Source organism: Parabacteroides sp. AF18-52, assembly GCF_003479145.1.
Taxonomy (GTDB): domain Bacteria; phylum Bacteroidota; class Bacteroidia; order Bacteroidales; family Tannerellaceae; genus Parabacteroides; species Parabacteroides faecis.
Genome location: NZ_QUGR01000019.1, coordinates 82,785 through 105,393, shown reverse-complemented (window position 1 = coordinate 105,393; position 22,609 = coordinate 82,785). Strand labels below are relative to the sequence as shown.

Sequence of the window (22,609 nt, the reverse complement as noted above, 5' to 3'; positions counted from 1 at the left end):
TAATTTTGTTCTCTCATTTTGGATTCTTATAGAGAGTCAACCATATCTACAAAAAGACAAACAAAGCATCGTTTCAGTTTATTCCGGTAACCGGATTATTAATAAAGAAGGGAGTAACATGAATAACTTACACAAAATAGGAATGGGACTTATACTCGTTGTACTGGCAGCCTGTCAGAACAACGAGTATAAAGATCACCATCCCGTCGATAAGCAGAAATTTATAGCCGAAATACAAGACCGATTCAATAAAATAAAGGCTACCGAAGGGATAGTCTCAAAAGACAGTACCGCCACCCTGATCCGGGAGGCGCATCTGCATTTATATCATCACTATCCCGTCTATTACGACTGGTGGCTACAGGATGGAAGCAATGTGAAATGGTTTGACGGGACTTTTTCCGGTCAGATCAGCGAACGCCTGCACAAACTACAGCTGGAAACAAAAGTAACCGATACCCCGGAAAGCATCACACAGGCTTTGTCTTCCTATCTCGACGCCTGTACGAAAAGAAGAGAGCAGCGGCTGGCTTCATTTATAAAGAACACTCCCGAAGTTGTGTTTACCAAATTCCGTACGCTGCGTCCGTCTTTCTTTGCCTATACGGAAGGTTTGTCCGATGCCCGTGCGGAATGTAATTTCTTTGCCGGGGGAGAATTGGCATCTTTTAAGATGGATGGTATCTGGGCTAAAGAAGAAACCTTGCTGAAAGATACAGCCGGCGTTTTCCGTGATCCGGACGTACATTTCGATGGAAAGCATATATTATTTGCCTGGAAGAAATCACAGAAAGAAGACGACTTCCACCTGTACGAAATGGAAATGCCCTCCCGGAAACTGAAACAGATCACTTCCGGCCTGGGATTTGCCGATATAGAGCCGATCTATCTGCCGGACGAAAATATCCTGTTCAACTCGACCCGCAACGGTAGTGCGGTAGACTGCTGGACTGTAGAAGTCAGCAACCTCTATCTCTGCGACCGCGAAGGACGTTATATGCGGCAGGTCGGATTCGACCAGGTGCATACCTCCAATCCGACACTGCTCGACGACGGCCGCGTTGTCTATACCCGTTGGGAATACAACGACCGTGGCCAGGTATTTATGCAACCGCTCTGCCAGATGAATCCGGACGGTACCGGACAGGCTGAGTATTACGGAGGAAACAGCTTCTTCCCTACCACGGTCACACATACCCGCCAAATCCCCGGAACACGAAAGGTGATGGCAACCATCCTCGGTCATCACACTCCTCAACACGGTAAATTATGCATCATCGACCCTGAAGCCGGACGCGATGAGAACGAAGGTGTCATGTTGGTTGCCCCGCTCCACAGGCCGGAAGCTGTAAAAGTCGATACATACGGACAATTCGACGACCAGTTCCAACACCCTTACCCTTTGAATGAAGAAGAGTTTCTGATTTCCTATACGCCGCTAGGCTACCACGTAGGCCATCCGATGGAATTTGGTATCTACTGGATGACACCGGACGAAGAACGCGAACTATTGGTTTCGGATGCCAGCATATCCTGCAATCAGCCAGTCCTGCTGGCCGAACGTGAACGTCCTTTCGAGCGTGTAAACAATGTGGATTACACGAAAGAGGAAGGTGTCTACTATATGCAGAACATTTACGAAGGAAACGGTTTGAAAGGCATCGAGCCGGGAACGATCAAGAAACTGCGGATTGTCGAACCCATCTACCGCGTAGCCAGTATCGGTGCCGCTTATGGCTTTGACGCGGGTGGCGGCGGACATGCCTTTTCCCCGGTAGGAGTCGGCAATGCCAGCTGGGACGTAAAACGGATACTGGGAACGATAGATGTGCAGCCGGACGGTTCGGCCTTCTTCAAAGTGCCTTGCCGCACGCCTTTATACTTCCAGGCATTGGATGAAAACAACCGCGTTGTACAGACCATGCGTAGCTGGTCAACTTTGCAGCCGGGAGAAACACAAAGTTGCGTAGGATGCCACGAGCACAAAAATACGGTTCCGGTAGCTTCGCATCCGGTATCTATGGCGATGAACACCGGTATCCAAAAGATCGAGCCGGAAGGAATTGGCGACCGTTGCTTCAGTTACATCAAAGAGGTGCAGCCTATCTGGGATGCTCATTGCATATCCTGCCATGACGGGGTGAAAAGCAAACTGAGCCTGAAAGGCGAGTTGAAAGTAGTCGACCAGCAGACCAAGCGCAAGTTCTCAGACTCTTATCTGAACCTGACGCATGCCCGCCAGATGACGAGAGACAACGACTCCTGGCAGGGAGATGCTCATCACCCGGAAGTAAACTGGATAAGCAATCTGTCCGAACCGACGTTGCTCGCCCCTTATTTTGCCGGTTCCAACACAAGCAACCTGATCAAACGGCTCGAAAACGGGCACGGCGGATGCAACCTGAGCAAGGAAGAAATGGAAACGATCGCTTTATGGATCGACCTGTGCGTACCGTTCATCGGTGATTACCGGGAAGCAAACAACTGGACACAGGAGGAGAAGGATTATTATACGTATTATGAGAAGAAGCGGGAGACATCCCGGGCTGCCGAGAAAGAAAACATCCGTCAGTATCTTCAATCGTTAAAAGCAAAGAAGTAAAGATTATGAAAATAAACTGGACTTATATAGCCTGTCTGTGCCTGGCTGCCCTGACAGGATGCAACGGGAATGATGTTTTTGCTCCGGATCATATATGGAGTGCCGGAGAAGAAGGCGGACTTCTGGTGACAAACCGGGATAAAAAAGAAATATGCCTCATCGATACCCGTTTAAAGAATACAGGTATCAAAGTGACATTGCCAACCGCCGCCAACGACCTGACGGAAACGCCCGACCGGCATATCTGGGTGGTATGCGACGGTGTCGGAGGCTCTTTATGTGAGCTGAACGGGAAAGACCTGTCCGTTATCTCTCAAACAGCCTTGGGACACACGCCTTCAGCCCTCTTGTTCAACCGGCAGACAGGCTCTTTATGGACAACTCAACGCTTCAACAACGAACTGTGGGAAGTATCTCCGGAAACCAAAGAGGTGTTGAACCGGATTACCGTAGGCCGCGAACCGGTAGACATCGTTTCATTCGCTGGCGACAGCTTATTGCTGGTTGCCAACAACCTGCCGGAAATGTCATCGCTCACTTATCCGATTGCCTGCCAGTTGGATATTGTCGATGTAAACAATAAAAAGGTAGTGAAACGCTTACAGCTTCCAAACGGTTCCACAGATGTAAAAGCATTGGCTACGGACAGCAAAGGCGATTATGCGTATGCCGTTCATCTGCTGGCACGCTACCAGCTCCCGACCAATCAGGTAGACCGGGGATGGATGAGTACGAACGTCCTGTCCGTCATCAATCTGCATACACAGGAAGTGGAAAACACGGTCCTGTTGGACACTCCGCAGAAAGGCGCCTCCAATCCGTGGAACGTTGTCGTTTCGCCGGATGACAGTAAAATATGGATCTCTGTCTCCGGAACTCACGAACTGGTTTGTGTAGACAGAACCTCATTGCATGACCGCTTGGCACGGGCAAAAGAAGGCGAAAAAGTAACCCCTTCGACCAAAGATTATGCGCATATCCCGGATGATGCCGGTTTCTTATACGGCATCCGCGATTTCTACAAAACGCAGGGGAAAGGTCCCCGTGCCCTGTACGTCACACCGGATAAAGTCTATACGGCGAATTACTATACCGGAGAATTGGTTGCCTTCAACGGAAGCGGCAAGGATATGGCTTCTACCTCATTGGGTGCTGCGCTCGCATCCACTCAAAAAGGGAAAGGCGATATGTATTTCCACGATGCTTCCATCGGTTTCCAGGAATGGCAGAGCTGTGCCAGTTGCCATCCCAACGATGCCCGCATGGACGGGCTGAACTGGGATTTGCTGAACGACGGCATGGGGAATCCTAAGAATACCAAGACATTGGTTTTATCCCACCAGACTCCTCCCTGTATGGTTTCCGGTATTCGTAAAGATGCGGAAACGGCTGTTATCTCAGGTATCAAGTATATCTTATTTGCTGCCTCGACAGAAGAAATAGCTCCGGCCATCGATGTATACCTGAAGTCATTGTCGCCGGTTCCGAGTCCTTACCTGGTAAACGGTAATTTATCCGAAGCAGCCCAAAAAGGGAAGGTACATTTCGAGAAAAACTGTGCGTCCTGTCATTCGGGTACTTATTATACGGATATGAAACAATACAAGGTAAACTGGACGAACGGGTCGGATAAGAATGTAAAAATGGATGTTCCCGCCTTGAACGAAGTATGGAGAACAGCTCCTTACCTGTATGACGGGCGCAGCTACACCATGCAGGAAATGCTGAAAGTGCATGGCCCCGCAGAAACACTGTCGGAAAACGAACTGAACGACCTGGCAGAATACGTATTATCTCTTTAAGAAACAACATTATGAGACTTTTTACTTATATCCTTTTTCTTTCCTGCATCCACTGCTTTAATGTATTGGCACAATGCGGGAACTTCGCCGGAGCCGATTACTCCCAGGGGATCGTTTTCATTATGGAAAACAACAAGATCGTCTGGCAACATGAGGCTCCGGAATCGAATGATCTCTGGGTACTTCCGAATGGGAACTTATTGTTTTCGGTTGGCAAAGGAGTACTGGAAGTGACCCGGCAAAACGATACCGTCTTTTATTATGCTTCGGAAAGTCCCGTCTTCGCCTGCCAGCGTCTGAAAAACGGGAATACTTTTATCGGTGAATGCAATGCCGGACGCTTACTGGAAGTTTCTCCCGGGGGGAAAATCGTAAGTGAGGTGTGCATCCTGCCGGAAGGTGTCTCGGACGGAACATTCGCCTTTATGCGTAATGCCCGCAAACTGGATAATGGCAATTATCTCGTTGCGCATTACGGAGGGGAATACGTCAAAGAATACAATTCAAAAGGAGAAGTGGTCTGGCAGGTACAGGTCCCCGGCGGTCCCCATTCTGTGATCCGGCTGCCGAACGGCCACACACTGGTCGCCGTAGCCGATAAAACCCAGAATCCCCGCATTGTCGAATTAGACAAAAAAGGCAACACCGTATGGGAAATATCGAACAAGGACATTCCCGGAGAGCCTTTAAAGTTTCTGGGAGGCATGCAATATTTCCCTGACGGACGTTTGCTCTTCACCAACTGGGTCGGGCATGTAAATCCGGAAAAACGGGATCATCTGTTCCTGGTAGACAGGGATAAGAACGTTCTATGTACATTAAAGGATCAGGAAGGGATACAAACCATGTCTTCCGTATTCAGCCTGGATGAAAATACCGGTTCGTTTCATTAAGGCACTTTCTAATTCGTTTTTATTCAAACAATCATTCAGACAACAGCTATATGAGAAAATTATTTTTTATATCCTTATTCGGGATTGCATCGCTTACAGCCTGTCTGGCCGATAAGCCGCTACAAACAGAAAATAAGACCTATAGGAATCCTGTCATCGATTACAGCCTTCCGGACCCCAGCCTCATCAAAGCCGATGACGGTTACTTTTACGTGTATGCAACGGAGAATATCCGCAATCTCCCTATCCACCGTTCCAGAAACCTGGTAGACTGGGAAGAAGTAGGTACTGCCTTTACAGACGAAACCCGTCCGACTTTCGAGCCTAAAGGCGGTCTGTGGGCACCTGATATCAATTATATCAACGGGCAATACGTTTTATATTACTCCATGTCCGTCTGGGGTGGAGAATGGACCTGCGGTATCGGAGTCGCAACTGCCGACAAACCGGAGGGTCCTTTTACCGACCGGGGGATGATGTTCAGGAGCAATACGATAGGTGTGCAAAACTCAATCGACCAGTATTACATCGAAGAGAATGGCAAAAAGTACATGTTCTGGGGAAGCTTCCGGGGCATTTACGGGATAGAGTTGTCAGACGACGGACTAACCCTGAAGGAAGGAGCAGAGAAAAAACAGGTAGCCGGTACAGCTTATGAAGGAACTTATATTCATAAACGTGGCAAATATTATTACCTGTTCGCCTCTATCGGCAGTTGCTGCGAAGGATTAAAAAGCACCTATACAACCGTAGTCGGCCGTTCAGAAAACCTGTTCGGTCCTTATGTGGACAAAAAGGGGCAACCGATGATGGAAAACCATCATGAGATACTGATTCGCGGAAATGAGGCTTTTGTCGGTACAGGTCATAACTCGGAAATAGTGACTGACAAAGCCGGAAACGACTGGATGCTTTATCATGCGGTAAGTAAAGAAAATCCTACCGGACGCGTCCTGATGCTCGATCAGGTCAGATGGGTAAACGACTGGCCGGAGGTAACCGGCTCTACCCCCTCACTGGAGGCTGAAACCCCTGTATTCTAAATACTGAAAAAGGATAAGGTAGCACTATAGACTCAGATGTATCAACATTATAAACCTACATCTATCAGCACTATAGACTTACACCTGTCAACACTATAGTGCTACCTTCCCCACATCGATATGCTACTTATTTCTGCCGCGTACCTTCTATTACCTCCCGGTTGATTTGTTTAACCTTATCCAGATTCATCTTCTCAACCCAACGATCATAAGTGACCAACCCGTTTATTTCGTGCTCCACATCCGTCGTCTGCGTGTAAATAGCCGTACTCAAGCCAAAGTATTTAATCATTTGCTCCAATTCGTTAAGCATAAGTATATATGTATCGGTCAGTACCTCTTTGTTCAACATCATTTCATAAGCATCATTCCTTACAGGCCATAAATGATCTCTGACAAATAATCCTTTCCCTCCGAACTCACCGAGAGACGCAGCTCTTTTCTCATCCGGACGAGGCATTGCCTTCGGTTCTATTTTGCCGTAATGATGCATATCGACGAAATCACCATTACCGGGATCTCCATAGGCCGGCCGGTAACCCGGTGCATAATTATAGCCGGACAAACCATTGACCAGGCGGCTCGGATCATACTTTTTCACCCAGGCTGTTATATCAGTAACCTCGAACGCTCCCCAGTTTTCATTAAAAGGAACCCACATCACTATGGAAGGTGAACTGATATGCTGATCGATCATTACTTTCAATTCTTCGCGGAACTGCTTACGTACAGCAACAGAATCGGTACCATCCGGTTCCCAAAGATTAGGCATATCCTGCCAGACCATCAATCCCAGGCGGTCACAGTGATAGTACCAACGCTGCGGTTCCACTTTTATATGCTTACGGATCACGTTAAAACCGGCCCGTTTGGCTAATTCTATATCATACAGCAATGCTTCATCCGTCGGAGCCGTAAAAATACCATCCGGCCAATATCCCTGATCCAGCAACCCTATTTGAAAAACAAACATACCGTTCAATAAAGGGCGGTTTACTCCATCCACCTTTCCTAAAGAAACGGAGCGCATTCCAAAATAAGAATCGACTTCATCCACTACTTTACCTTTCGTATTCTTCAGCTGTAACTTTAAATCATACAAAAAAGGATCTTCAGGAGTCCAGAGACGAGGGTTCTGTATGGGAATATAAAACTTACCATTAACGGTTCCTTCCGCTTTCGCTATTTCCTTTCCACCATCTTTTGCTACTGCCGAAACTTTTAACCCGTCATTATCTGTGTTAACAAGCACCTCCAAACGGTTGTTCTTCAGATCGGGGATCAGCTTGATCCGAGAAACATATTGTTTTTCCACAGGCTCTAACCAGACTGTCTGCCAGATACCGGACGTAAAAGTATAATCGCCACGCGGCCCATTTTTACCGGATGCGGCCTTTCCATCGTTAGGATCATAGGCACCGACCACAAGAGTATTTTCACCCGACTTCAAAAAAGCAGTAATATCAAAAGTAAAAGCATCATATCCTCCTGTATGTGTGCCCACTTTCTTTCCATTCACAAACACAGTCGAAATACGGTCTACCGCACCAAAATTCAATAAGACATTCTTTCCTTTCCAGGCTCCGGGTATAGTAAAGCTTCGGCGATACCATAAACAAGTATCCCCTTTGCGGGCAATACCAGATAATTCTGCCTCCGGTGGGAAAGGAACCTTGATTTGTTCCGGCTTAACGGGGAATGTCGGGACAGAAGTTGCCGACACCGGGTCCTGTAAGTCTTTTCCACCCATATAATCCCATACACCATTCAAATTCAACCACTCCGTCCTCACCATTTGTGGCCGCGGATATTCCGGCAAAGGAACAGCAACTTCCAATGCTTTATCGGTCCAGGGAGTTGGTAATGTAAACTTATTCGGGCTTTGCCCTTTCATACTAATCCCTCCCCCTAAAAAGAAACAGAAGAGAAAGCAAATAAACACAACTTTTTTCATGATATTGTTATTTAATATAAGTAAATGAGATCTAGAATGAGATAATTGCCTGAAAATTCAATGGGTCAAAATTAATAAGTAAATCCCACTTTCTATATCATTGTATAAATATTTCTATATTGAAAAATATAAATAGCCAAAGGCATGTACTTTCATAACTATATATTTTGAGGTCATAATAAAAAAAGGGTGCATCATTATCTAATGACACACCCCTCCTACAAAGCAATTTATTTTACTGCAAGTTCGAAGACCTCCGAATAAATAAACTGGTCAGCTCCTTCTGCCTTAATACCTATACGAGCATACACTTTTCCTGTACGATTCTTTGCATTCTCCAAAGATTTTAGCTGTGATGCATCGGTTATCGCGAATGAGAAGTTTTTATTCCCGGCAGACTTATCTTCAGAATAGTCCATACGAGCGAAATTCGTCTGCTCATCTACAAACCGGGTAGAACTAATAAACACACTTTGCGTATTTATCGCTGCATCAGAAATAATCTGTTTTACAGCACAGGTAGCCGATACATTCGTTCCATTCAGACTGATTGCAGCATTTTCTATCATAAAATAAGGAGTCACATAGATCTTGACTTCGGTACTACCCTTCAGTGTAAAATCGACTGTATCTTTTTTTACTTCAGATATCTGTACAGTTTTCCAGGGACCATTATTATTGTTTGTAATCATATGGTAATCGCCGTCAAAAAGAATGGCTTCAAACTTAGCATCCTGGTCGGCATACAACGTAATACCATCTGATAACTGCCAGCCATACTGATATAACGAGAGTTTTATGGCTTCTCCGGTACCTTTCACCTGTAAAGGATGTTCTACGCCACCGGCATCTTTGTACAGGATCTGGCCATACAACTTGGATTCGGGAGCATCGTAATTATCCATACCACAACTAGTGGCAAAAACAGCCAACAACAATAATGAGGCTATATTATATATTATCTTTTTCATTCTCATTACCTTTTAATTAAGATTGATACGGATTCTTCACCATCTTAGGATTCCTGTTAATCCAATCCTGGTTAATAAAGTTATAATAATTCTTCGGTTGAAAATAACGAGGATACGGAGACATATAAGTTGTTGTAGCATCAAAAACCCATTTCAAGTCATTCGGATCGCCCACCTGATCAATCTGATAAGGGAACAATACCCGATGAATAGCCGTCGAGGTGTTCTCATTGTTATCCCAAAACTTATCTGCCAGTCTCCAACGTTTCAGATCATAGAAACGATGGTTTTCAAAAGCAAACTCCACACGATTTTCACGAACAATATCATTCAGTGTGATAGTTCCGTTCAACGGCTGGATACCGGCACGTTCACGAACTGCATTCAAATAACGGCGAGCATTATCCTGATCGTTCATTTCCATGGCAGCTTCAGCAGCAATCAGATACATTTCCGATACACGGAAACGAGGGAACCATACTTCAGAACCACGGCCACGGGTGGTTGCACCGACAGTTTCATCCATAAACTTTCTGACAAAGAAACCTGATTTGTTTACATATTGGTCGTCCCCGGTAGTCATCGGACCATTTACCGGAGTAATGATCAACCCCCTTGAAGTCACATCCTGTCCACGTTTGCCATGATAGCTTTTCCATTCACCGCTCTCATTACGTTTAACACCTGCGCGTAATACTACTTCCGAACCTCTGAAAGAAGAACCCGGTACTATTACAGTTGCAAACAAACGAGGATCTTTATCCTTGAACAGGTCTATTGCCTTATCGTAAGCGATATAGCTACCGTCAGAATTTTTTATATTCAGTTTTCCATCACGATTACCGATGTATTCGAAATCTTCCACCAGATTTAGTACCGGGCCTAAATACGCCTGATCGATATCTTCGGCATGCGATGACGGAATATTATCGCGAGTCCATCCCTGATAATTGGACGGACCTTTATAATCACGTGCCCAAATAACTTCGGTATTATTATCTTTCAATGTAGTTGCGGCATAGAAATTATCTGCTTTATCAGATATATTATTCTGTAACACATACACACCTCCATCAATCACAGCTTTCGCAGCATCATATGCTATCTTATAATATTCAGAGGCTTTAGATGCCGGAATACCGACTTCGCTACCCGGAGTAGAAACAGGATTCTCCATTTTGTTATTATAATTGGCAATAGAACCGGCATATACAGCAGCCCGAGCTTTTAATGCCAACGCTGCCCATTTGGTTGCACGGGCTGAATTTTTGGAAGCTTCAGATGGTAACATTCCATCCGCTGCGATTTCGGTACATTCTTTAATAACGTAATCATACAACTCTGCTTCTGTCGAACGAGGATATTGTAAAGTAGTGATATCCATTCCCGATTCATACGAAAACACTTCGTCGCCAACAATCGGCATTCCTCCCATACATCTGCACATGCAGAAATAAGTATAGGCACGCATAAAACGAACTTCACCGCGAAGCTGGTTCTTTCTCTCTTCAGATATTACATCTGTATTATTCAAGCTGGCCAAAAACTGGTTGATATTGCGTATCAATCCGTAATCATAAATACGCCAGTGATCGTCACCAAAAGTACGGAATAAATCAGGACCTCCACTCGAACGTAAAGCCTCGTCCAAACAAACATAAGAACCGGCATCTGTTATGCGTTGCCCCCACTCCATACGACCATAGAAGTTAGCCAGAACAGAGGTAATCATTTTCTCATCACTAAACACCTGTTCATCAGACAAGATACGGTCCGGATCCCGATCCAGAAAATCGGAACATCCGCAAAATGCCAATGTAAAAGCCAAACAGGCAGAATAAATATATTTCTTTTTCATACTAATTAGAATTTAAGAGTAAGACCTAAATTAATAATACGTGTTGTAGGATAAGCCAGACCTGCCGAATTTTCAATTTCCGGGTCTATACCATGAGTATTGGTCAGAGTCAGTAAGTTCTGTCCTGAAACATACAAACGTAAATCAGTAATAAAAGCTTTAGCCAGTATCGATTTCGGTAATGAGTAACCGAATTCAAGATTTCGGAGCTTCATATAACGTACATTATGCATCCAGAAATCACTCTTCCAATAGTTACTGTGTCCTGAATTCCCGATCAATAAAGTCGGATATTTACCCGGGATCAAAGCACTGTTCGAATCTGTAATATCAGCTAAATGCCAGGTATCTTCCATATAATACTGTGCATTATTACCTCCGTCATGGAACGGATTACGTTGCTCATAATCCTGATATCTACTGTTCAAACCACCACCTGTCAAGTCGAATGCCAAGTCAAAACCTTTCCACTGGAAGCTGAAGTTAAGACCAAAATTTACAATGGGAGTACCACCTTCTCTATATCCTAAAGGACGTTCATCCATACTATTAATTACACCATCACCATTCTGATCGACATATTTAATATCTCCCGGGCGAATTGTTTTATTACCCTGACGGTCATTATCAATCGGCCAGGCAGCAATTTCCTCCCAACTCTGGAATTGTCCGTCAGATTCCAGCATCCAGTTCAGGTTACCATAACGTTCATCAATAGAATTACGATAATAATGCCATGAGTTACCGAAACGAGGTTTATACTGATTCCAATCCAGGAAACGTGAATAAGTCATATTCACTCCGATCGAATAATAAAAATCTTCTACATTATCATTCCATCGGATAGACAGGTCATAACCTGTATGCACGTCTGATTTCAAATTTTCATAAGGTAAATCAAAACCTGCTTCAGCCGGGATCAACACATCATAACGACGATCAGGCAAACCATCACGTGTACGACGGAAATAGTCAAACTGACCGGACAAACGATTATTAAGGAACGAAACATCAAAACCGATGTCCAGTATTTTAGCTTTTATCCATGAGATAGTTGTAACGGGCAGACCACGGGGAACAGAGCCGACAACATAAGCGCCGTCGATAGTCGAACCACCATCTTTGTAATTGTATCCTCCCATATAATCAAATGCGCTATAATAGTCTTTATTATCACCATCTTTTCCCAGATTATCATCACCCAACAAACCATAAGAACCACGGATTTTAAAGTCATTTACGATATTCGACAACTTGCTGTCTTTCCAAAAACTTTCTTCTGAGATACGCCATCCGGCAGAACCTGACGGGAAGAATCCCCAACGGTGATTAGGCGGGAATTTCCAGGAACCGTCATAACGTCCGGAGAATTCTAACAAATATTTAGATGCAAAATCATAATTGGCTCTGAAAGTATAACCCAAGCGGGCTTCCGTCCTATTACCATAATCATTAAATTCAACAATTTCATCTACATCTATTAAATGTAACGTATTGGATGTTGGAGTTGAATGGATAAAATGTTCCGGCTGATCACGTTTAATAGACTCCATACCTGCCATTACATCGATATGATGATCGTCAAAACTTTTCTTGTAATTCAACTGAATATTTGTCGTAATATCCTGGACTCTTTTGATCGTTCTGTCCCGGTAAGGGTTATGCATACCATCCACAATGATATATTCATCCTTATCTTCATCATAACGATACAGGTCCCATTCGTTTTCCTGGTTATTCTGTTCACGCTGACCATAGTAGAATCCAAACTGAGCCTTTGCCGTCAATCCGTCGATAATCTTATATTCACCATTGAATGTAAGTTGCATTACACGCCAGTCATCCTGATATTTACCGGAAATATCATAATTCAACAGACCGAAATTCACATCCTTATTACCGGATGTTAATGCCGGATATTTAGGATTATCGTTTGCAAATGGACGAACTGTCGGAAGATTTCGGTAAGTACCGAATACCGGCAACCAATAGTCGTCACCACCCGGAACACCCGGATTGACACGCGATTCGATACGTCCGTTCATAGATGCACTCATTTTAAAACGTTCGGTAATCTGAGCATCAATATTCATCTGCGTATTATATCGTTTGAAACCGCCATAATTACGGATCATAGCATCCTGGTTGATATAACCTAAAGAGAAATAATAATTTACCTTATCAGATCCACCGGATACATTGGCTGAAACATAAGACTGAGGAGATGTTTCCCAGATGAAATCATACCAGTCAAATGATTGATAACCCTTCTCTGCTCCTTGTTGCCACTTACCCAAATCTTCCATCGTGTACTTACGGTTCTGTTCTTCCACTCCTTGTAACGTTTCCGATTGTATCCAATTAGAAACATAGGTAGCAGCATCCGCGGGTTTTGGGAATGCAGATGCAGACTGCCAGCCATAACGTGCGTTGATAGTTACCGTATTCTTTGTATTTCTGCGACCTTTCTTCGTTGTTACAACTACTACACCATTGGCAGCACGTACACCATAGATAGAAGCAGAAGCATCCTTCAATATAGAGATCGCTTCAATATCATTAAAGTCAATATTATTAAACTGCCCTTCATCCGTCTGGATACCATCTATTACATACAACGGAGTACCCATATTACGAATCTGAAGACCGGTACTTGCACCCGGACGACCATCCGTCTGACGGGAGTTCACACCAGCGATCTTACCAACCAATGCACCCGAAGATGTAGAGGCAGAAGAACGGGCTATATCTTTGGAGTCAATTAAAGAAATTGCACTCGTCAGAGATTCTTTCTTTTGTGACATACCGAAACCGGTAATAACAACTTCATCCAAAGCCTGTGCATCTTCTCTTAATGTTATATTTACAGTTGAACCTTTAACAGGTGTACGCTGAGTTATATACCCGATAAACGAAACTTCCAAAGTTGCATTTGGAGATGTACTCAAAGAAAAGTTTCCGTTCATATCTGTAATAGTACCATTAGTTGTTCCTTTTTCAACAACATTTGCCCCAATTACAGGCTCTCCTAAATTATCGATAACTGTTCCTGTTATCGTAGTTTTTTGCTGTTGTACCTTTGTTGCAATTGGCTCCGATCCATTTCTGCCGGTTGCTCTCTTTTCATCCGGCAATAAAACAATCTGATTATTCGAAATCTCATAAGCTAATCCCGTCGATTTCAGAATGCTATCTAAAATACTGGCAACAGTCTGGTTCTTCGCATTTACACTGACCCGATGAGAAAAATCTATTTTATTCTCATCATAAAAAAAGGAGTAACCACTCGCCTTTTCGATCTGGTTAATTGCCTCACTTAACAATACATTTTCTAATTGAATTGAGAAAGCTTTTGCCTGCTCGTTTGAATATCCATACAAACTTGAGGCAAGAAAAAAGAGACCGACAAACAAGGGGATTCTCCAGATTTTCCCACTGGCCTCATAAAACATTTGCTTCTTCATAAGCTCTTATTTTAAGATTATTATCGAAATAAATTAATTAATAAAAAGGTTAAAACAATATTACTTTTTCTTTCCTGTTACTTCATAGGCATTTGATTTTAAAGGTTTTACTTATTCATGATTTTCACAATATTCTTTTCATCAAAACTATACTGGATAGGATTTGTCCGAGCCATTAACCGAAGGATCTCTTCCAGAGGCTCATGCCTGATAGAAAATGTATAAGCCTGATCTTCAGGAATAAGAGGATCCAGTATGATCTTTACACCATACCATTTAGATAAATATTTGGATAATTCCTTTATTGATTTACGTTCAAAATGAATGGATTCATTCGCCCACATGGCAGCAAAAAGTACATCATTCTTCTTTGTCAGGATACTGCCCTGTTTTTTGGAACAGACAGCCGTTTCACCCGGTACTATCGTCTTTGAAACTGAGCCATTGCCGACAACTACAGATCCGGACAACAGGCTAACATTTATATTCGGTTCATTATCACGTGCTGCCACGTTAAAAGTAGTACCATGTACTCTGACATCAAAATTATTACTCTTGACAATAAAAGGACGATCCGGATCCTTCTTTACATCAAAATAGGCCTCACCCTTCAATTTGACATTTCTTGTTTTATTCCAGATTGAAGCTGAGTATTCCAACGTAGATTCAGTATTTAACCAAACCTGCGAACCATCAGGAAGTATTACTTTCGATTTACCTGTCAGAGAAGAATAGGTATAAACCGGCCCTCCTTTATATGTTTCAAGAGAGATATATCCGGTTAAAGATAATAAAGCGAGGATTAAAACACATGCAACCCCGGAGAACCAGCGGAAAGAAGCCTGCGAGAATTTTATTATTCTAGGTTCATCTTTCTTCATGCGAAGCTCCATCTTTTCCCACAAAGTATCCACATTCGATTCAAAAGTTGTACCTTCTTCTATAATAGCTAACCAAAGAGATTGTAAATCTTTATATACGAAGAGATTCTTCTCGTCAGCAAGCCACCGTTCCAAATCAAGTTGCTCTTCTAACGAGATTTCATGTTTAAATCCCTTTATTATAATATCCCAAGGTATGTTTCTATCCATTTTTTGCATCTTATACATCGTGAGACTCAAAAAGAATAGCTACCCCCTAAAAGGATTGTATTTTTCTTTGAAAAAATTTGATCCGGGAAGATCACGGAAAGATAAATTGCTCATATTCAAAACGGTTACCAGATCCACCAGTTTCCGAATTGGATAATAAAAAAAGAAGCGTGGAAACTGTTGACATATCGATTCTGAGGCTCTGGACTGCCCCTATGACCAATATATACAACAGCCCACGCTCTTTATCTTGGTATACGCAATAACTTAGGTATATAACAAGAAAAGAGCATGAACGTTTGTTGTACCTTATCCGGTCATAGTGAAATTGTCCAGATTTCAGAATCGGATAATATCTTAAACGCTTATGCTTTACTCGTACATTGTACAGCCGGTTACGCTTTCCTTATTGCTGTACGAGACAAAGATAAACAGAAGATTCCAATATCTACATATACTTTCTATACATAAAAATCCGTAAAGGATCAATTTCATAGCTAAAGAGATCGGTCACAACACCTACTCCGTTGTCGGAAACGATGCAATACGCAAACGGGCAGCTCCCATCGGAACCAATGTTATTTCGTCCAATGTGTCTGCTTTCGGGGCATCTTCATAAGGAAGCACACCGCATAAACCATATTCATCGATCTTCCATTCAGGAATAAGACGTCCTTTTGCCTTAAATTCCAATGGGACATTAGTCAATGTAAATGGATTATTATCAAAAGGCCATTCCTTACGCTGAACCGAGATCGGGCTGTTGAGCTGCAAAGCATAGTTCCACGGACTTGCCGGATAAATCTCATAAGTAGGCCATGCAGAAGCATCGGCACCCTCCTGCCATTTTGAATCGCCGATAGCTGTTTGACGACTGTCTTTCTGTTGATAATCTTCGTCTATCTTTAAAGACAAGCTCAGAGGACCATAATCGACACTAACGCTATTTTTATTTACCTGCCATTGGCGATAATTGAATGTCATGGGAACCGTAAGAACGATTTCGTCTGCATCCGACCACTCACGTGTGATTTTAGCATATTTACCGCTAATCAAATCGACACCCAACTTCTGACCGTTTACGGCAATCGACGCATCTTTACACCACGACGGAATACGCAAATAAAGTGGGAATGAAACCTTTTCAGGTGTCGTCAAAGTAAAACGAATTATTTCCTCAAAAGGGTAGTTCGTTTGTTCTTTTATCGTCACTTCAGTTCCGTTTCCAACTTTAACTTTCGCCTGACAAGCATTATATAAAACAGCAGCTATTCCATTATCCGGTGTTGCATAAATTAGATTTTCGGCATAATATGGCCATCCGAAACCATGATTATGCTGGCAACAACGACTACTGAACGGATTCATGGAAAGAAACGGTCCGCTATTATCAATACCCGGATGATGATTTTTAGAGTCACTTACGACATGATTCGGACTGGTTATATAACGAAGGGCCTTATAATCCGGCATCAATGCCGCCGGATAACTATTAAATGCCACATCCTCACAGTTTTCAGCCCAATAAGGATCGCCACTGATCTGCAGCATAATTTCATCTGAAGCCATCTGCTCCACAAAACCACAGGTTTCAGTACCTTGCCGGGGATCAAAGAAGCCGATACGTGCATTTTCGTCTGCACCGAACATGCCCCCCGGTACTTGTCCGAATGCCCTGCGCACCAGGCTTTGCACATTATAGCTGGCAGCCAGCATGGATGAATCCCCCGAAAACAGATAATAAGTAGCCGGCTCACGGAAACACTGCGCTACATTTACATTATGCCAGTTAGGCAATTGAGTCGACTTTGTCCAGTCGGCCGTATTTTTATGTATTTTTTCGCCCAACGTAAGTAAGTTCTTATCGCCCGTGTGATTATATAGCCACACGACACTCCAAAGATTATCTCCGCCACGGCTATTTTCCCAATAGCTATATAAGAAATCTTCATCCGGGACAGTAAGCAGGTAATTACAATACTTCGTCATAAAATCGATTATCCGCTCATCATTCGAATATTCATAATAAGATTGCATGATCCACAGGACAATCATATTCGGCCAAAAATCCTGTTTACCGTCATTCAGATGCATCGGACCGAAGTTACCGTCTTCCCGCTGACTTTTCAAGATACCCTCAATCCAGAATTTAGCTTCATTCAGCATCTGATTATCTTCAACAATATAAGCCAGGTTTGCATACCCTCGCAACCAGTAAGGCACTTCTTCCCATCCCCACTGGCCTCCGGTTTCCAACCAGGCATTATCCTTCTTTTGCAACCAGGCACTGATCTCTCCCAGATGTCCGTTCAGACCTTCTTTTTGTAACTCCAGTTGTTGCTTCAACCATCCTTCCGGCTGAATAGTACCGGCCGGGAGTTTTATAAACTGCTGCGGCTGTAAAGGAGCTCGGTTACTTACATAAAAATCATTCTGCGTAGAAGTTGATAATCGATCGACCTGTTCCAGCAAGGTATCTTGTGGAGCTGTACAGGCACCACAAATCAAAGAGAGGAACAATATACTTTTCTTCATAATACAATTATTTTATTTCCGGAGAGATAAAATTCCGGAGAGGTTATTTAATCATTTATTCATTAATTGAGGAAAGAAAAAGGTATCAGGCAAAATACAAAAACGAATGATACCATCCTGTGCCTTTTCCTGCAAAGAGACAATAGCTGTTTGCCTGGGAGATACAACGGAGTTCGAATAATGGGTATGGAACACATAACGCATATCCCCTTTTTCATCAATAAAAACATCTCCATGACCGGTCCCGTTATGCTTCAGCAGTTTACGGCTAATAACCGGATTCCCTTCATACTTCTTCCAGGGGCCATAAGGTGAACGGGAAGTTGCGTAACCTACCGCATAATCTATATTTCGGAAATCATTAGCCGAATAGAAAAAGTAATAAACACCCTCTTTCTTAAGGATAGTAGGGCCTTCAGAAACCGACCATTCCGAATGTGCTGTATTTTCCCAGTCTTCAGTTGCAGAGAGGCATTCCCGGAGAGTGTTTTCTTTTATAGCGGTAAGATCTTCATTCAGTTCAGCAACAAACAGGCGGTTTCCTTTTGTTAGACGGACATGATACAGATAAACCTTGCCATCCTCATCAAAAAACACATACGGATCGATCTGCTTGATTTCAGCAGGCAGTTTAGCTATTTTATCCTGACGAAAAGGTCCTAAAGGACTGTCGGCAGAAGCTATGGCTATAAACTCGTCAGCCGTATAAGCCATATAATATTTCCCTTTATAACGAAAAACCTGAGGAGCCCAAAATCCCTTCGATCCAAATGAATCGCCTTTCTTTAAAGCATATCCGTCGGAAGCGCCATTCGGTCCCTTCCAAATTTTCAAGTCTTTAGAAGTATATACCTGAAAACCGAAATTAGAATCTCCACCTGTACCATACAGGTAATAAGTTCCGTTTTCATAAAAGATCGTAGGATCAGCCAAAGAAATATGCTGTCCACAGACAGAGGTCACTCCAACCCAAAAGAACACAAAAAGCATCAAGAATATTTTTTTCATGGCATTGAGAATTATTGTAAAACATTTTCTTTTACAAAAATAGACTCAAAAAGGCTTGGTACCCCCTAAAATATAAAGTTTTTTTACCACAAATATGAATAAGAATCGCCCAAATAGACTCTAATCTTCTTAAGGGCTATCGTTATTTGTCCCTCCACCGTCTTCTCTGAAATATGAAGTTGCTGGGCTATTTCTTTATTGGTTAAATTCTCTTCGCGGCTTTTCTTAAATATCTCCCTGCATTTCTCCGGCAAAAGACATACGGCCTCTTCTATCAAACGGTACAATTCCTGGAACTCCAAATCCGAATTATAATCTTGTCCTACTTCACCGGCAGAGACATCTTCCAGATAGACAGGTATTTTTTTATCACGGATATAAGTAAAAGCCTTATTACGGGCTGACTGAAAAAGATAGGCCTTCAATGTTAACTTTATCTCAAAACGTTCACGGTTTTCCCATATATAGGTAAAAAGGTCCAATACCAGCTCCTGCGATTTTTCCCGGTCATGGATATAATAGGTAATAAAACGTTCCAATGAATCCATATACTGATAAAACAAATGCTTAAAAGCAATCTGATCACCTTGTTTTATTAGCTTTAGCAATAATATATCATCGTTGTTACTGCCCATCCTCCAAATTCATTGATTGTTTTCACTGGCTCCAAAGATACACAAAGATTCAATATTTTCTTAATAAAGGAATCTTTTATTTAATATTCACGGATTAAAGTACTAAACATCAAATCCTTTTATTACCCTTAAAGATTAGTTGGATTACATAAAAAACAAACCCCTCTGCAATTTACAAATTGCAGAGGGGTTTACAAGCAGTGATTCCGGAGCGATTCGAACGCTCGACCCACGCCTTAGAAGGGCGTTGCTCTATCCAGCTGAGCTACGGAACCATCCTTATTTGCGGTGCAAAGGTAGTACTATTTTTTTAATATGCAAACCGGAAAGTCTTTTTTTTCATCAGAAGGGATAACCTACTGCAAAATGCCAGGCAAAGTTATTCTTCAGGTTAGGCTTCAAAATAGCCCACCGATCCTTTCCCCGCTCCATCGGATTATATGCTTTCATACCCGTATCGAAACGAATCAGGAAGAAGTCGAAATCGAGACGCAATCCCAAACCATAAGAAACAGCTATCTCTTTATAGAAACGGGAGAAGTCGAAATTTCCATCCTTACGTTCCTTATCCGGTCTCATCGTCCAGACATTTCCGGCATCAACATAAGCAGCCAGTTCAAACTTCCAGAACATCTTTGTCCGGTATTCCAGATTCAGATCCAACCGGATATCTCCTACCTGGTCGGCAAACGATTTGACAGAATCCGCCAGCATACCGCCCGGCCCCAAGGTTCTAACAGACCATCCACGGACACTATTCGCCCCTCCCGAGAAATAAGTCCGTTCAAAAGGTAATATTTTCGCATTCCCATACGGATAACCAACCCCAACGCCCACATGAAAAGCGATTTTATTACGGCTATCCAGCACAATACTCTTACTAAAGTCGACATCCCCTTTCACAAACTGAGCATAATTGATACCGAACAAATTATATAATCCGTCTTTATCTTTTTTCGCCTGAGTCATTTTAGAGAATGCATACAACAGGTTACCTGCCATTTCAAACGAGACACGTAGCGAATGTGTATTCCGGAGACGGTTCTGGGGATTGTAATTCGTAAATGAATATGTATAACCGGAACCTACGACAAACTGGTCGGTAAAATTGTAAATCCGGGTAGAATTCGGCAAACTCTCTTCAAAGTCATGATCGATCTTCGGCAAATGCACATAATCGATATCGAGTAACTTAAACACATGGCGAGCTTGCGTATTCGACCGTTCCTGCCAGATATAACTCCAACCGCCGGACAGAATGGCACGCCTGTATTCCGGACGCGTCTGAATACTGTAACTTACCTTCAGTTCCGTAGATGCCCGTACCTTCCGTTTGAAATTTTCACTGACAAAAGGGAACAGGAAACGAGGAAACAATACAGACGTCTCTGCCCCCAACTCCCAATAATTACCGCCTGCCGAACTCTTGGACAAAGCCTCATAAGCACCACGCACCTTCGCAGAGAAAACCTCTGAACCTTTGAACAGATTCCTGTGCTGGTAATTCAAGCTGGAAGCAAATCCGAAATCGCCCGCCGAATTTGTCCCTTCCAGGTCAACACCGAATCCCTGCAACTTAGCCGGAGAAGTCAGGATAGTACAATTCAGCATCATGGTATCCTGGACCTCCACTTCCGTAAAACGGATATTCACATTTCTCAAGGCCCGGAGAGCGGCAAAAGAAGAATAGGTTTGTTCTACCGCCCGCTCATTAAACAATCTGCCGGGAGTAATATAAGTACTTCTTCGCAAAACACCCGGACGGATACTCCTTCCGTTATTTCCATAGAGGATCTGCAGATCTCCGGCTTTTACCGTATCGCCTGAACGAGCCGACAAATCACTCTGCGCCTGGTTCAGCGGATCATAATCGGTAACGATCGTCACGTCTTTTATATAATACTGGTGATGAACGGTATCGACCACCGAGCCATCCGGCTTCAGTTTACGGTAAGGCTTCAGTATCATATCCAGATCGACTATATTCCTGTTATAAGAACTGTCTGCCAGATATGCCAGGTAATCGCGGTTGAACGCATAATACCCCCGTCTGCGAAGCAAAGAGGTGATCCGCTGCCGTTCTTTATCCAGTATATCCCTGTCGAACAAAGCACTGTCTTTCACCAGAGAAGTATAATCTTCCGGATATATACGGAAAGCAGATGATACGGCCGAACGTTTGGGAGCAGTCAGATGAGCTATACTGTCGATCTTCGGATCATCCAGATTCATCGTATAGTTATGTATCCGGTAAGGGATATTCGAATTGATCCGGTAAGTAACGACAGCCTTCTTCTGGCGCGAGGTATCCACCTCCGCCGTCACTTCCGCGTTTACATATCCTTTATTGATAAAAAAGCGCCTCAACTCATCCGCCGATTGATCGACCAGCGTAGTGTCCAGAATCACAGGCGGCTCACCGATACGGCGAAGCTGCTTACTGAGCCAGCGTTTTTCATTCCGCCCCGACCAGTCGTAGACAAAAAGCTGCCACTTCATCAGACCGAACACCTTAAAGTTAGGCTGCTGCCTGAGATAAGGCTTCAGATCATTCGTTTTATAGGCTTTATTATCAGAGACAATCTCTACTTTATCAAGCAGATATTCACCGTCACCGACATATTTTGTCGTACTGCAGGCGGCCAGTATCCAAACAAGGCATATGAAATATAATATATGGAGGATTCCCTTCATCATTCGACCTTTTACGCACGCAAATGTAGCTGAAATTAAATAAAATCCCGTACTTTTGC

Annotated in this window: 13 protein-coding genes and 1 tRNA gene; 4 read left to right on the top strand and 10 right to left on the bottom strand. The window is 43.2% G+C overall.

What is annotated here, in order from left to right; translation table 11 throughout:
* The first annotated feature begins 118 nt into the window (after window positions 1-118).
* From DWX23_RS21375 to DWX23_RS21360, 4 genes are read left to right on the top strand one after another with little or no spacing between them, the layout of a single operon-like run.
* On the top strand, window positions 119-2,602 hold the full coding sequence (locus DWX23_RS21375; RefSeq protein ID WP_122375972.1) for a hypothetical protein: 2,484 nt from the start codon (window positions 119-121) through the stop codon (window positions 2,600-2,602).
* A gap of 5 nt (window positions 2,603-2,607) precedes the next feature.
* The gene (locus tag DWX23_RS21370) at window positions 2,608-4,404 is read left to right on the top strand and encodes a c-type cytochrome (RefSeq protein ID WP_122375971.1); all 1,797 of its coding nucleotides are present in this window, start codon (window positions 2,608-2,610) and stop codon (window positions 4,402-4,404) included.
* A gap of 11 nt (window positions 4,405-4,415) precedes the next feature.
* Entirely contained in the window at window positions 4,416-5,297 is an 882-nt protein-coding gene (locus DWX23_RS21365; RefSeq protein ID WP_122375970.1) for an aryl-sulfate sulfotransferase, read from the top strand.
* Window positions 5,298-5,347: 50 nt separating this feature from the next.
* The gene (locus tag DWX23_RS21360) at window positions 5,348-6,340 is read left to right on the top strand and encodes a family 43 glycosylhydrolase (RefSeq protein ID WP_122353952.1); all 993 of its coding nucleotides are present in this window, start codon (window positions 5,348-5,350) and stop codon (window positions 6,338-6,340) included.
* A gap of 127 nt (window positions 6,341-6,467) precedes the next feature.
* Here DWX23_RS21360 and DWX23_RS21355 read toward each other — a convergent pair whose 3' ends face one another.
* The 10 genes from DWX23_RS21355 to DWX23_RS21305 all read right to left on the bottom strand — a co-directional run bounded on the left by DWX23_RS21355 (window position 6,468) and on the right by DWX23_RS21305 (window position 22,553).
* Window positions 6,468-8,294 carry a glycoside hydrolase family 2 protein gene (locus DWX23_RS21355; RefSeq protein WP_122375969.1) on the bottom strand — a complete coding sequence of 609 codons (1,827 nt, stop codon included), beginning with the start codon at window positions 8,292-8,294 and terminating at the stop codon, window positions 6,468-6,470.
* Between the two features lie 230 nt (window positions 8,295-8,524).
* Window positions 8,525-9,265 (bottom strand): DUF3823 domain-containing protein, encoded by a 741-nt coding sequence (locus DWX23_RS21350; RefSeq protein ID WP_158607111.1) that lies wholly within the window; start codon window positions 9,263-9,265, stop codon window positions 8,525-8,527.
* A 16-nt stretch (window positions 9,266-9,281) separates the two neighbouring features.
* On the bottom strand, window positions 9,282-11,123 hold the full coding sequence (locus tag DWX23_RS21345) for a RagB/SusD family nutrient uptake outer membrane protein (protein ID WP_122375967.1): 1,842 nt from the start codon (window positions 11,121-11,123) through the stop codon (window positions 9,282-9,284).
* A 5-nt stretch (window positions 11,124-11,128) separates the two neighbouring features.
* Window positions 11,129-14,587 carry a TonB-dependent receptor gene (locus tag DWX23_RS21340; protein ID WP_122375966.1) on the bottom strand — a complete coding sequence of 1,153 codons (3,459 nt, stop codon included), beginning with the start codon at window positions 14,585-14,587 and terminating at the stop codon, window positions 11,129-11,131.
* 107 nt (window positions 14,588-14,694) lie between these two features.
* Window positions 14,695-15,678, bottom strand: coding sequence for a FecR family protein (locus tag DWX23_RS21335; protein WP_233587726.1), 984 nt, complete (start codon window positions 15,676-15,678; stop codon window positions 14,695-14,697).
* Window positions 15,679-16,197: 519 nt separating this feature from the next.
* Window positions 16,198-18,213, bottom strand: a complete 2,016-nt coding sequence (locus DWX23_RS21325; RefSeq protein ID WP_122375964.1) for a beta-L-arabinofuranosidase domain-containing protein — start codon at window positions 18,211-18,213, stop codon at window positions 16,198-16,200.
* 51 nt (window positions 18,214-18,264) lie between these two features.
* Window positions 18,265-19,221 (bottom strand): glycoside hydrolase family 43 protein, encoded by a 957-nt coding sequence (locus tag DWX23_RS21320; protein WP_122375963.1) that lies wholly within the window; start codon window positions 19,219-19,221, stop codon window positions 18,265-18,267.
* A gap of 83 nt (window positions 19,222-19,304) precedes the next feature.
* The gene (locus DWX23_RS21315) at window positions 19,305-19,856 is read right to left on the bottom strand and encodes an RNA polymerase sigma-70 factor (protein WP_122375962.1); all 552 of its coding nucleotides are present in this window, start codon (window positions 19,854-19,856) and stop codon (window positions 19,305-19,307) included.
* A 201-nt stretch (window positions 19,857-20,057) separates the two neighbouring features.
* Window positions 20,058-20,131: transfer RNA gene (locus DWX23_RS21310), tRNA-Arg, on the bottom strand.
* Between the two features lie 67 nt (window positions 20,132-20,198).
* Window positions 20,199-22,553, bottom strand: coding sequence for a BamA/TamA family outer membrane protein (locus DWX23_RS21305; protein ID WP_122375961.1), 2,355 nt, complete (start codon window positions 22,551-22,553; stop codon window positions 20,199-20,201).
* Window positions 22,554-22,609: the final 56 nt, after the last annotated feature.